We start from the raw sequence: 12697 nt of genomic DNA, 5'->3' as shown, positions 1-12697 counted from the left end.
CCAGGTGGATCCTTGTGCTGCGGGTTGCCCACCGAGACGTACCGGCCTCCCACATCCCCGGAACCGGAACACGGAACACCTTCGCAGGGCACGAGGGAAGTGCACCCTTACATTCGGCCGTAAAGTAATCTGCCTTGTATGACCCATAACCATCTAGCACCCACCTACGAGGAGCTCCACGCGGTCGCGGTGGATGCACTTCGGTACGAAATCTCCGGAGAAGCTCTCGAACATGCCGCACATGAAGTATTGGTGCGGCTCCGGTCTGCGGGAGTGGTAATTCCTGCCAATCCGGGGAAGTAGGAGGCTTGACTGTCTCACGTGTGTTCATCGGTTCTTCCAGCGAAGGCAAGGACGTGGCCGAGCGGTTGGCTGTAGGCCTCGAGGAGATGGGCTCGATTGAGTCCACGGTCTGGACTCAGGGCGTGTTCGACGTCGGCACTCATGTGCTCGATGGCTTGATGGAGCAAGCAAAGTCTGTCGACTACGCCGTCTTGGTTCTGAGCCCTGACGATGCCGTCGAAAGCAGAGAGGTGTTGTTTCAGGCGCCGCGCGACAATGTCATTTTTGAGCTGGGCTTGTTCGTAGGCGCCTTGGGCAAGGACCGAACCTATATGGTCCACCCGAACGGAGTTTCCCTAAAGCTCCCATCGGATCTTGCAGGGATTACTCAGGCCCGGTACAGCGCGGCTCGTTCAGACGGCAACCTTAGATCTGCCCTCCGCCCTGCTGTGATGACGCTCGGCGATCAGATACACAGAAGAGGGCCACGAGCAGTTCGGGAGACTGTTTCGTTAACGACGGTTGTTTCAGCCAACCGCCCGCACCTCAGCAATGACCTTGAAACCTTGGAAAACAATCTTGTGGCCCAAGGTTGGCGGGTCCGGTGGAACCCTGCGCGCACGACGCTCAGGGTGGTCAGCCCACGAGCCGCCCGGTCTAGCTTCAAATTGTCTTCACCTGGCGCTGCACAACATCAAGAATTCGACAGATTTATCCGTGAGCTCCGCAGCCTTGGCGCACGGATTGATAGCAACCTGCGCACCCGCCGGGTTTAGTAACCTCCTGCGGTTCCACCGATTGCCGGCTGCGCCGCAGGAGGTTGACGTTCCAACCCGGCATCTACCGAGGGCTCCTCTACGAGGCACGCCACGTCTGGCTGGGCAAGCCGGCGGGCGATAGCTTCCAGTGATATTGACCAGAATCGCTCTGTACTCAGACGCCACCCGGGCGTCGTCCTGTCCACCTGCGCCGCACCATCGGCCCAACACTGAAAACTGTACCCAAAGTTCTCCAAACTCACGTCTGTTACCGGTACAGGCAATGTCAATTTGAATAGAGTCCACTTTGGCTTGGCACCGCAGCCCTGGCGCAGAGCATCCGGGTAGCCCCAAAAAAACAAAGAACACACGTAACTAACACGGTCGTTCCCAACCAAGGATGTTCCATTCCCTTGGTACCTGGACACCCTGCTGGGAATGACAAGAACTACGCAAATGCCGGTTCCCGGCTGGTTACCTTAACCGCTCCCCGGCAGTCCCTGCAGAATCTCGCGGAGTTCTTCCGGCGTTCGAGGTAGAAGAGTGTTCATTCGTTCGTGTAACTTGGCTCTCCTGAGTGCGTCACGCGCCGCGGCATCGGTGAATACGATGTCACAATATGGAACCGCAAGAGACATGGCACTGATGTCGTGAAGGTCGTTGATCGTCCATCTCTTACGTGAGTCTCGATGATAAGAGGTTTTCATCTCCACCACCACGCAGCTGCTCGGCATGCTAAGAACAAGCCCCCTGGCCTCGGGAAGGCTCGTTGCTACGTCTGCAAGACTCAGTCCTCTGGCATGCAACTCCGTTCCGAGCATCTCGTTCAGCTCCAGATTTACTTCACGGGCTATGAGTACGTCACGGAGACGCCCGCGGCGCCACGTTTCGCTCAACTGGCTATCCGCGAAATTCTGCTCAATCAAAGCGTTGGTTACCAAAGCATCTCTTGGGATCTCGGGTGCGTAGCCCAATTCCTGCAGTCCAGACACCTCGTCATCAGTCGGGCCGGCTACAAACATCTTTTCCGCGATCCGTTCAAGCCCAGCGAGACGCTGGCGATCTTGGGCTCCAACGGCCATCGGTTCACCATTTGCGTCGACGACCCGCAGGCCGCCGACCATTCCAAATGAATGAAGGAGAGATTTCCCTATCAGTTGAACAGGCCCATGACCAAGACCGCGTGTCCCGGTCATGGCATCCATGACCGCCTGTAGCTCAAGTTTTCTTACATCAACAAGTCCCGCTAAGTACTCAAACTCAGTGAGTTCCTCAATCACCGCGGCCAGGTGCTCCCTCTGGCCAGGATCCCGGATTGCGGAGATTTCTTGGACAAGGGAACCCGACAGCAAAATCCTAACCCTGCGACCTTCGATGACCAGCCGCAAAGCTTCAAGCAATGGCTGATACCGGGTTCCAGTCTCCCGGCCCAACCGCGCTTTAGAGAGTCCGATCCAATGATTCAGGTCCAGATAGAGCAACGCTGGCGGTCTTGAAGGCGGCAGCAGATCCGGAGGCCAAACCAGATCCACGGGCGCGACGTCAGGACGTCCAAGCGGTCGTCCACCAGATCCATCCATCACAACTACCTTCCATGCTCACCTCGACCGCCACAAACAGGTCCAGACTTTCTGAAGAGATGCCCTAGCGAGATTTGAGTCTCGACCCAAGATCATAGAGATAGAAAAGATCGCTTTTCTGCGCCTGTTTGAGTCCTGCTCGGCGATCTCGATCAGCTCCGGCGAGCAATTGCACTCCAGCTAGTGCGGCTGGTGTGGCCGAAAGAGCCGCTGTCATCAAGGTGTCCAGAGTGCCTAGGGTCTGCACTCCGACTGCCACGAATGGCCCCGTGGCGGCAAAGACATAACTCTTGAGATCGATCGAAAGATGACGGGCAGCTTCTCGGACGAGGGTGTGATCGGCCAGGGTCTCTTTGATTTCGTCGATGGCTGGTTCGACTTCCCTTAACCACAGGTCGTTTACTTCTTCGTTGAAGTCAGAACCAAACGCTGCCGAAGCGATTTTCGGGGTGAGGTTGGATACGGCCCGGCGGTATCTGCTCAGAGAACCGTTTGCCTCTCGGCGAAGGTCAAGGATTTCGTCCATCGGTGCCGACGTGAGGGCAGGAAGCTTGCGGATGAGGCCGCTTCCTACCGACACATTCTTTGAGTGAGCAAGGGAGAGAGCATCTGGACTGATTTTGTTTCCGTCGATCAAGGCTTGGACCAGCGTCCCCGTTGAGTCATCAAAGATCAGGTGGGTCGATGGATCGCGGAGCATGCCTACCAGTGTGTCGACATAAATTCTTATCAGCTCATCATTAGACGTGATATCAACCGGGAGGCTTCCGTCGGACACTTGGACGAGCCCCGAGGCAACACCAAGTTGCAGCTCCGTCCCGCCACGGAGGCCTAGATCGGACTGGAGGTCCTGCCGCATCTTGTTCAAGGCCTCTTGGCCTGTATCCCGTGACAGCATGTCTCTAGCATCTTCGTAAGTGAGTGTGGAATCCCGTATGCCCGCCAGGTGAGCAGATCCGTAATGTGACGTCAGCTTCCGTAACGGGTTAAGAGCCTCGGAATGCTGCTGGCTGACGCCGATCCTGCTAAGGGTTCTATCGTCCAAACTGAACATGAAATCCAGCAGCTGTTCATCATCAGAAATCGTAAGTTGGTGCACGCCGAGGGTCAGGGCAGCCACAGGGCTTAGGAGACTCACCTGGTCAGCGTAGAGAACCGCCGCTTTCACAAGCTCGAGTTCCTTTACCACCGACAGCGAGGAAGACGAACCAGGAGTCGTAGCGACAGCAACTTTCAGCCCGCTAAGGGGAACTTGGCGGTCCTTCTTTCGGTTCCGTCGGTTCTCACGGCGTGAAGGTTTTCCCATCCCCCCATTCTCTGACGTCTAATACGCATTCCCCGCATCGACCCGCAGCCCCAGACGCACCGCGATACACGTATCAGGTCATGAGCCCCTCGTGCCCGGGCATATACGGAGCTTAATTCCATGTCCCACTTCCTTAGAAGTGGAACACTCCTCGATGGGACACTGCCCAATTGCTGATGATCAGTTAGTGCAGAGAAGCTTGGAGCCGATCTTGGTGTCCTTTGCCCAGGACGGCACCAGACCCCATTTGGCGATCAGGAGGCGCCGGTCAAGGGCTCCTTCGTCTAAGCGTTCGGCTACGATCGGCACGTTCTGGGTGGGGGCGACGTTCCAGCTCGGCCCCGGTGGGTTGCCTTCAACTTCCTTGGCATCGAAGTGGCTCAGAAGGTCGCTTGTTGCTTTGGACATCACGTATCTGCCGCACATGAGCCCATTCTGCCCATAAAACCGCTAAAGCGGAGGCCGCGCGTGGCTTCGAATTACCTTATATCGGCATCCGTATTCCTAGGCGCTACTGAGTCCAGAAGGGTCGTAAACCCCTCGGCGCGGTGGAATAGACGGCGCCCGGCACCGTTGCTCTGGATCAGCCATAAGTAGCGACTATCCGGGGAGATGTCATCGACGCGTCCCGCGAACCGTGGATTGAGTTTGTCTGAGGTCAACAGCACGATCGTGTCGCCGGCGTTCAGCTGGTGCCAGGTCGTCACTTCCAAGCGAAGTGAGCTGGGCACAGCAAGGGAGGCCCGTTGATTCGAGATGTACATGTGATGACCTTCGTAGGATGCCAGTGGAGACGTCTGATTTACGCAAACATCGCTTCCAAGCAGGTTGCTCTATTGTTCCCATTAGAGCCACTCCTCTGCGGCAGCGTCCAAGACCTAGAAGCAATACACTCGATAGGCGCAACCTATCAAAGGGCGCCTCGCCAACGCGCAGCAGGGCAGAATTGCCTGCAACCGTAATGACTGAAACCTAGGGAAGCTGACTTGGATACGCGAAAGCTGAAGTACTTTCTGGCCGTGGTTGATCACGACGGCTTCAACCGAGCGGCAGAACATTTACTGATCGCCCAGCCCTCGCTCTCGCAGACCATCGCAAGTCTGGAAAAGGACTTAGGAGTGCCGCTGTTTCATCGCATTGGCCGCCGCGCCGTCCTCAGCGAAGCGGGAAAGGAACTCGTCGGACCCGCCAGGCTGGTTATGCGGGACCTTGATGCTGCGGCCTCGGCCGTACAGGCACTGCGCGGCGTCCGGAGTGGTCGGTTGGATATCATCACCATGCCCTCCCCGGGCATCGAACCGCTGACATCCATGATCGCCGGCTTCACCCGGCTGCATCCTTCTGTACGGCTCAACGTCAGCGCCGCCTTCACGCCCGAAGAAGTCATAGAGTCCGTCCGGACCGGCAGCACCGAGATCGGGCTCGCCGGCTCTCCCACGCCGATCAAGGTGCCGGGAGTCCAGGTCCTTGAGTTGGAGCGCCAACCTCTGATTCTCATCGTCAACCCGCATGCGGACACCTTTAACCCCGGAACCGCGATACAACGAGAAGATTTGGGCGGTCACCGGCTGATCGCAAGTCAGCGGGGTTCCCTGATGCGCTGGCTGGTCGATGACGCGCTGGCCCACGGTGTCGACACCGAAATCGTTGTCGAAGTCGCCCACCGGACCTCCATCCTCCCCCTCGTGCTCGCCGGCGTCGGGCACGCGGTCATGCCTTCATCCTGGGCGCCCCTGGCCCACAAGTCAGGACTCAGAACCCGGCTCATCGAACCCGTCTCCCATCTGGACGTTGCGATCTTGAGCCGGAAGGAAGATCTGACACCCGCCGCCCTAGCCTTCCTGGCCGTGGCAGAACTCCATGCCTCCCCTGGACCCTGAGCAGCCACCACCCCCATCGATAGGCATCTCCTATAAGCCGTATCGAATCTTGGTCTTGGACGCCGCATAAGAGCAAGCCGTCTACTTGAAGAGGAAGAACAGTGTGACCCCGCTAACAGGCTCACTGCTAAACACTCAACGAGGAGGTAGGCACATGAGCGCCACCCAGAATTTCCGCATCGCATCCATCCCCGCCGACGGTGTCGGCAAGGAAGTCGTTTCCGCCGGCCGCCGCGTCCTGGATGCCCTGGCCGAGAACTCCAACGGCAAGTTCGCCTTCGACTGGACCGAATTCCCCTGGGGTTGCGGCTACTACGCAGAAACCGGCAAAATGATGGCCGACGACGGCCTGGAGACCCTGAAGGACTTCGACGCGATCTACTTCGGCGCCGTCGGCTGGGAAAACGTCCCGGATCACATCAGCCTCTGGGGCCTGCGCCTGAACATCACCCAAAACTTTGACCAGTGGGCCAACATCCGCCCGGTGAAGTTCCTCCCCGGCGTCCAGTCCCCGTTGCGCAAGGCCGACAACACCGAACTGGACTGGGTTGTAGTCCGCGAAAACAGCGAAGGCGAATACGCCGGCCTTGGCGGGCGCAACCTCAGCGGACGCGGCCCCGGCAACGAAGTAGCCCTGCAGACCGCGCTCTTCACTGAGAAGGGCTGCGAACGCATCATGCGCTTCGCCTTCGACCTGGCCCGCACCCGCACCGTGAAGAAGGTTTCCTCGGTCACCAAGTCCAACGCCCAGCAGTACGGCATGGTCCTCTGGGACGAAGTCTTCAACCGCGTTGCCCTGGACTACCCGGACGTGCAGACCGAGAGCGTACTTGTTGATGCGATGAGCGCCAAGTTTATCCTCAAGCCCGAAGACCTGTCCGTCGTCGTGGCGTCCAACCTGAACGCCGATATCCTCTCTGACCTCGGATCGGCGCTTGCCGGCAGCTTGGGTCTTGCGGCCAGCGCGAACCTGAACCCGGAGCGCCGCTTCCCGTCCATGTTCGAACCGGTCCACGGTTCGGCTCCGGACATCGCCGGCCAGGGCATCAGCAACCCGATCGGTGCGATCGCCTCCGCCGCCCTGATGCTGGACCACTTCGGTCTGCATGAGGAAGCGCGCAAGGTTGAAGCCGCCATCGAGACCGCTACCGGCTCCGGTCACCTGACCCGCGACGTCGGCGGGAGCGCCAACACTGACGATGTCACCGAGGCAATCGTCAAGGCACTGACCCTCGCACCAGCGACCGTCTAACCAGAAACTCCGGCCGCCGGGGCCGACCAGCCCTGGCGCTCAGTACACAGCCCGGAATGGGCGGCGGTGCAGCATACCGCCGCCGCTCATTTCTGTCGGCCCCACATTCATCAAAGACTCTCCAGCTATTCCACAACGAGGTAGGAATCATGGATCACATCAACACCGCCGGCGGAACAGCGGCAGCCACGAAGGCGCCCAAAACCCGCTGGTACCGGCAGCTTTACTTCTGGGTACTGACAGCCATTGTTATCGGCATCCTGGTCGGCTGGCTGGCACCGGCCGTCGGAATCGCCATGGAGCCCATCGGCACTACGTTCGTGAACTCGATGAAGATGCTCATCGGCCCCATCGTGTTCCTCACCATCGTTGGCGGAATCGCCAGCGTCGCTGACCTGAAAAAGGTCGGCATGACCGGCCTGAAGGCCCTGACGTACTTTCAAGTCGGCACCATTTTCGCAATGGTCTTCGGCCTCGTGGCCATCAACATCTTCCGTCTGGGCGACGGCGTCAACGCGGACGCCAGCACCATCAAGACCTCTGATTCCGCGGCAAAGCTGATTGACGCAGGCGCGCACCAGGAATGGTGGCAATTCCTCACGCACATCATCCCGAACAGCATTGTTGGCCCTTTCGTCGAGGGCGACATCCTGCAGATCATCTTCATCGCCGTGGTCTTCGGCATCGCCCTGAACGCCATGGGCAAGGTCGGCGCCCCTGTACTGGACGGTGTGCAGCGCCTCACCGGTGTCATGTTCAAGATCCTGAGCTTCATCATGAAGGCCGCCCCCATCGGTGCCTTCGGCGCGATGGCCTTCGCTGTGGGCAAGTACGGTGTCTCGTCGCTGACCAGCATGGGCGGACTGATCGCCCTGTTCTACGTCACCTCGATCCTCTTCGTCGTCGTTGTCCTCGGTTCCGTCATGGCTTTCCTGAAGCTGAACATCTTTACGATGATCCGCCACCTGAAGGAGGAGTACATGCTCATCCTGGGCACCTCCACCGCGGAACCTGCCCTGCCCGGCCTGATGCGCAAGCTGGAGCACGCCGGCGTGAAGAAGGAAACAGTAGGCCTGGTTGTTCCCACCGGATACAGCTTCAACCTCGACGGGGCCGCGATCTACCTCTCCCTCGCTGCCCTCTACATCGCTCAGGCCACCAACACGGACCTCACCATCGGCCAGCAACTGGGTCTCCTCGCAGTCATGCTGCTGACATCCAAGGGCGCGGCAGGAGTTGCCGGTGGCGGATTCATCGCCCTGACCGCAACCCTGACCACCATCGGCACCATCCCCGCGGCCGGCATCATGCTCATCTTCGGCATCGACAAGTTCATGTCCGAATGCCGCGCCCTGGTGAACTTCACCGGAAACGCCGTAGCCACCCTCTTCATCGCCTGGTGGGACCGCACACTCGACGCAGACCGCGCCCGCCGCGTCTTCGCCGGCGAAACCGTCGAGCCCATGCCCTCGGAGGACCCCATCCACCTTGAGGAGGTCACCGACATCGATGAAGACCTCACCGAATACGGCCACCACGGATCCAAGGAAAGTGTTTCCAAGCCCGCAGGCCCAGTTACCGAGCTTGCCCCAGCAGGGACTCGCCCCACCCACTCGGAGACTGTCTAACTGACATGAACACAACCACCGGCCCCAAAACCGTGCGGACCCTCATCGCACCCGACAAGTTCAAGGGCAGCCTCACAGCCAGCGAAGTAGCGCAGGCCCTGGCAACAGGGATCCGCTCCGCCGCGAACGTCCCAGGCACGGCCGGAGCAGTTCATTGTGAACTGCTTCCCCTGGCGGACGGAGGTGACGGGAGCGTCGATGCCGCCGTCACCTCCGGATTCACCCGCCACAACTACACTGTGGTCGGCCCCACCGGACAGCCCGTCCAAACCAGCATCGCATTCGACGGCAGCACCGCCGTCGTCGAGGTGGCCAACACCTGCGGGCTCGGACTGCTACCCGGAGGCGAACTGGAAGCATTGAACTCCTCCAGCCGCGGATTCGGTGAAGCCGTCCAGTTCGCGCTCAGCCTTAAACCTGCAAAGATCGTGCTGGCATTGGGCGGCAGCGCAAGCACCGACGGCGGCATGGGAATGCTCACCGCCCTGGGCTACAGCTTCCACGACTCCGAAGGGCACCAGCTCTATGGCAGTGGAGCGGCGTTGGGACAGATCCAATCCGTTCACCGCACCGCCCTCCCGGAACTGCACGACACCGAACTTGTCGTTGCGAGCGATGTCCACAACCCCCTCCGTGGCCCCCACGGCGCACCGGCGGTCTTCGCCCCACAAAAGGGTGCCACGAGGGAGGACGTTGCATTCCTTGATGAGAGTCTGAGGCACTTCGTGACCAAGATGGCAGAAGCCGGATTCGCCGACGCCGAGTCACTGGCAGCACATGAAGGCGCCGGAAGCGCCGGTGGCATTGGCTACGCCTGCCTGCTCCTGGGCGCCAAACAGGTATCCGGAGCCGACTACTTCCTGGACCTGCTGGACTTCAACACCCGCAAGGACAGCTGCGACGTGGTGATCACCGGAGAAGGAAGCATCGACGAACAAACCTTGGCCGGGAAACTGCCCGCTGCTGTTGCACGACGCTCAGGCACCCTCCCTATCATCGCCGTGGCCGGCCGCTCATTGCTCCCCCAGAACCGATGGTCCGAGATGGCCCTCACCCGGGTCTACACCCTGACCGAATACACCGATCAAGACTCCTCCAAAGACTCCTATCTCTCCGCCGCCCTGCTCCAACAAATCGGCAAAGACATCGGAACAAGCCTCCTCTAGCCGAACTACATACCGCCGGAAGCAGAAACACCCGCCCGGGGAAACGCAGGCGAGTGTTTCCATGCCCGAAATCCAGACAACAGAAAGGTACAAGGGTAGGTATATGCGACGCGCGAAAATTGTGGCAACTTTCGGACCGGCTATCTCCAGCTTCGAGAACACCCTCGCGGTGCTGGAGGCCGGCGTCGACGTTGCTCGCATGAACATGAGCCACGGCGACTACTCCGTGCATGACATCACCTACGAAAACGTCCGCAAGGCTGCTGCCCAGCTCGGCAAGCCTGTGGCCATCATGGCCGACCTCCAAGGACCCAAGATCCGTCTTGGCCGTTTTGTTGACGGACCCCACGAGTTGGCCGTCGGAGACACCTTCACCATCACCACCGAAGATGTCCCCGGCACCAAGGACATCTGCTCCACCACGCTCAAGAGCCTTACCGAAGACGTCAACGTGGGCGACGCCCTGCTCATTGACGATGGCAAGGTGGCACTGCGTGCCGTGGAAGTAGACGACGTCAAGGTGGTCACTGTCGTGACAGTCGGCGGCAAGGTATCCAACAACAAGGGCATCAACCTGCCCGGTGTTGCCGTCAACGTCCCCGCTTTGAGCGAAAAGGACGAGGACGACCTCCGTTGGGCCCTCAAGCGTGGCGCTGACCTCATCGCCCTCTCGTTCGTGCGTGATGCATCAGACATCAAGCGCGTCCACGAGATCATGGATGAAGAAGGCCGCCGCGTACCGGTGATCGCCAAGATCGAGAAGCCTCAGGCAGTGGAGCAGCTCCACGAAATCATCGACGCCTTCGACGCGATCATGGTTGCCCGTGGCGACCTCGGTGTGGAACTGCCGCTTGAAGAGGTGCCGATCGTCCAGAAGCGCGCCATTGAATTGGCACGCCGTTGGGCCAAGCCGGTCATCGTGGCCACCCAGGTCCTCGAGTCCATGATCGACAACCCGCGTCCGACGCGCGCCGAGGCTTCCGACTGCGCCAACGCAGTTCTCGACGGCGCCGACGCGGTGATGCTGTCCGGCGAAACCTCCGTGGGCCAGTACCCCATCGAGACCGTCAAGGTCATGGCAAGGATCATCGAGTCCACCGAAGTGCACGGTCTTGAGCGCGTACCCCCGCTGGGCACCAAGCCCAAGACCCGCGGCCATCACCCGCGCCGCCGTCGAAATCGCCGACCAGCTGGACGCGAAGTACATCTGTACTTTCACCCAGTCCGGCGACTCGGCACGACGCCTCTCGCGTCTGCGCCCCGTCAAGCCCGTCTTCGCCTTCACCCCGGTGGAGCACGTCTGGAACCAGCTGGCACTCACCTGGGGCATTCAGCCGGTACTGGTCCCCACCGTGGGCCACACCGACGAAATGACTGCACAGGTTGACCGCAGCCTTCTGGACATGAAGCTTGTGGAGGAAGGCGACCTGGTGGTCATCGCAGCCGGTTCGCCTCCAGGACAGGCCGGTTCCACCAACTCCCTGAAGGTCCACAAGGTAGGCGACCTCGCCGACACGTCCACCGTGGACTCGTCGCGCAAGGAGCCTGTTGGCCCGTGGCCGGAAAAGAAGAAAAGGGCATAATACGTGGCCGAACACCCAACCCGTTCAATCCGTCAGTCGTGAAACCTTGACCGAGGCCCAGAGTGAAGCGCGGATCGGGCTCGCTACCCCCTCGCAGGATCCGAGCCGATAAGCCGCTGCGGACGGCAGGATCAAGGTGTGCGCGCTCGAGTAACGCTGCTTGCACTTCCTCCCCCTGTTCCTCGGTGGTCTGTCGGCTCATTAGATGGTTACCGTTCGAAACCCGCAGTTACCGGACGATGATTCCGGGGAGTTAGCTGTCCTTGCAGCTACGCGGTAGCGGTTACAGTACGACTCGTGGCAGAGGTAGGAGCCACCACGCATGACTCGTCCCGCCCCTATGCTTGGGCCCGAGGGGTTGCTAGAAGGCGAGGCGCGGTAATACTTGGGCAGAAACCAGTCTGAGCACCACTCCCAGACGTTCCCTGCCATTTCATGGAGTCCGTACCCGTTAGGCGGGTAGGAACGTACGGGAGCGGTGCCAAGATATCCGTCTTCGATGGTGTTCGACTGCGGGAACGTGCCCTGCCAAATGTTGCAACGGTGTTCGTCCTGGGGCGTCAGTTCGTCCCCCCAGGGATAGCGCTTGCCGCTCTGACCGCCCCGGGCGGCGAATTCCCATTCAGCTTCTGTCGGTAGCCGGCGGCCTGACCAGCGGCAGTACTCTTTGGCGTCGTTGTGGGACACGTGCACCACGGGATGGTCGAGTATTTCCTCGACTGTCGATGATGGCCCAGCCGGGTGGGCCCAATCTGCACCCTGGACATTTAGCCACCATGGCGCTCCCTCAGCAACGCCTAGGACATAGCTCTGAGGGGCGGTGGAAATCAGGTGGAACACCGCGGATGAGCCGAAGACTTCCGCTTCTGTCGTGTACCCGGTGGCTTGGACGAAAGTAGCAAACATTTCGTTGGTCACGGTTACGACATCGATTTGGAAGCTGTCGAGTTCTACTTCATGAACCGGACCCTCGCCGTCTGCTGGGTACCCCTCTCCGAAGGCATCGCCCATACGGAAGTTGCCGGCCGGAATGCGTACATCTTCGTGGGAGATCGCGCCCCTCAGCCCTCCTGTGATTCCCGACAGATTCATTGAGCTGACCGGAGCTGCGGCCCGACGCGGCGGCGTACAACATGCCCTGCTTTCGGGTTCTTCCGAGTCCTGACGTGTCTCCATGTGTTCCTTCTTCTTTGTACGCGGCCCGCTTACTCAGCCATGCAGCGACGTCGGGCTGACGTAGCCCCGTGATTGGCTGCCGCTAT

General features: G+C 60.0%; 10 protein-coding genes and 1 pseudogene. 6 read left to right on the top strand and 5 right to left on the bottom strand.

Annotation, left to right across the window (positions count from 1 at the left end):
* The first annotated feature begins 308 nt into the window (after positions 1-308).
* Positions 309-1058: a TIR domain-containing protein gene (locus tag J3D46_RS04995; RefSeq protein WP_253465425.1), complete on the top strand. Its 750-nt coding sequence runs from the start codon at positions 309-311 to the stop codon at positions 1056-1058.
* Positions 1059-1519: 461 nt separating this feature from the next.
* On the opposite strand, the gene J3D46_RS04990 is transcribed toward J3D46_RS04995, so the two are convergent.
* From J3D46_RS04990 to J3D46_RS04975, 4 genes are all read right to left on the bottom strand, one after another.
* The gene (locus J3D46_RS04990; RefSeq protein ID WP_253465423.1) at positions 1520-2440 is read right to left on the bottom strand and encodes a hypothetical protein; all 921 of its coding nucleotides are present in this window, start codon (positions 2438-2440) and stop codon (positions 1520-1522) included.
* 244 nt (positions 2441-2684) lie between these two features.
* Complete coding sequence (locus tag J3D46_RS04985) at positions 2685-3926, bottom strand: hypothetical protein (protein WP_253465420.1); 1242 nt, start codon at positions 3924-3926, stop codon at positions 2685-2687.
* Between the two features lie 180 nt (positions 3927-4106).
* Positions 4107-4352, bottom strand: a complete 246-nt coding sequence (locus J3D46_RS04980) for an SOS response-associated peptidase family protein (RefSeq protein WP_253465418.1) — start codon at positions 4350-4352, stop codon at positions 4107-4109.
* Positions 4353-4405: 53 nt separating this feature from the next.
* Positions 4406-4690 carry a hypothetical protein gene (locus J3D46_RS04975; protein ID WP_253465416.1) on the bottom strand — a complete coding sequence of 95 codons (285 nt, stop codon included), beginning with the start codon at positions 4688-4690 and terminating at the stop codon, positions 4406-4408.
* Positions 4691-4912: 222 nt separating this feature from the next.
* Between J3D46_RS04975 and J3D46_RS04970 the strand changes: the two genes are divergently transcribed.
* The 5 genes and pseudogenes from J3D46_RS04970 (at position 4913) to pyk (ending at position 11435) form a co-directional block, all read left to right on the top strand.
* On the top strand, positions 4913-5806 hold the full coding sequence (locus tag J3D46_RS04970; RefSeq protein ID WP_253465413.1) for a LysR family transcriptional regulator: 894 nt from the start codon (positions 4913-4915) through the stop codon (positions 5804-5806).
* Between the two features lie 154 nt (positions 5807-5960).
* Positions 5961-7058: a tartrate dehydrogenase gene (locus J3D46_RS04965; RefSeq protein WP_253465410.1), complete on the top strand. Its 1098-nt coding sequence runs from the start codon at positions 5961-5963 to the stop codon at positions 7056-7058.
* Positions 7059-7207: 149 nt separating this feature from the next.
* Complete coding sequence (dctA, locus tag J3D46_RS04960) at positions 7208-8686, top strand: C4-dicarboxylate transporter DctA (RefSeq protein ID WP_253465407.1); 1479 nt, start codon at positions 7208-7210, stop codon at positions 8684-8686.
* 5 nt (positions 8687-8691) lie between these two features.
* Positions 8692-9852 (top strand): glycerate kinase, encoded by a 1161-nt coding sequence (locus J3D46_RS04955; protein ID WP_253465405.1) that lies wholly within the window; start codon positions 8692-8694, stop codon positions 9850-9852.
* A 103-nt stretch (positions 9853-9955) separates the two neighbouring features.
* Positions 9956-11435: pseudogene (gene pyk, locus J3D46_RS04950) on the top strand (pyruvate kinase).
* Positions 11436-11636: 201 nt separating this feature from the next.
* Here the strand turns inward: pyk and J3D46_RS04945 are convergent.
* Positions 11637-12527, bottom strand: a complete 891-nt coding sequence (locus J3D46_RS04945; RefSeq protein WP_253465402.1) for a formylglycine-generating enzyme family protein — start codon at positions 12525-12527, stop codon at positions 11637-11639.
* Positions 12528-12697: the final 170 nt, after the last annotated feature.

Source organism: Paenarthrobacter sp. A20 (assembly GCF_024168825.1).
Taxonomy (GTDB): Bacteria; Actinomycetota; Actinomycetes; order Actinomycetales; family Micrococcaceae; genus Arthrobacter.
The sequence above is the reverse complement of the archived record's forward strand: the minus strand, read 5'-3'. Positions and strand labels throughout refer to the sequence as shown.

Coding starts and splice junctions, on each gene's coding strand:
- J3D46_RS04985 (WP_253465420.1), bottom strand. CDS start 3,926: ATGGGAAAACCTTCACGCCGTGAGAACCGACGGAACCGAAAGAAGGAC.
- J3D46_RS04980 (WP_253465418.1), bottom strand. CDS start 4,352: ATGTGCGGCAGATACGTGATGTCCAAAGCAACAAGCGACCTTCTGAGC.
- J3D46_RS04975 (WP_253465416.1), bottom strand. CDS start 4,690: ATGTACATCTCGAATCAACGGGCCTCCCTTGCTGTGCCCAGCTCACTT.
- J3D46_RS04965 (WP_253465410.1), top strand. CDS start 5,961: ATGAGCGCCACCCAGAATTTCCGCATCGCATCCATCCCCGCCGACGGT.
- dctA (WP_253465407.1), top strand. CDS start 7,208: ATGGATCACATCAACACCGCCGGCGGAACAGCGGCAGCCACGAAGGCG.
- J3D46_RS04955 (WP_253465405.1), top strand. CDS start 8,692: ATGAACACAACCACCGGCCCCAAAACCGTGCGGACCCTCATCGCACCC.
- J3D46_RS04945 (WP_253465402.1), bottom strand. CDS start 12,527: ATGAATCTGTCGGGAATCACAGGAGGGCTGAGGGGCGCGATCTCCCAC.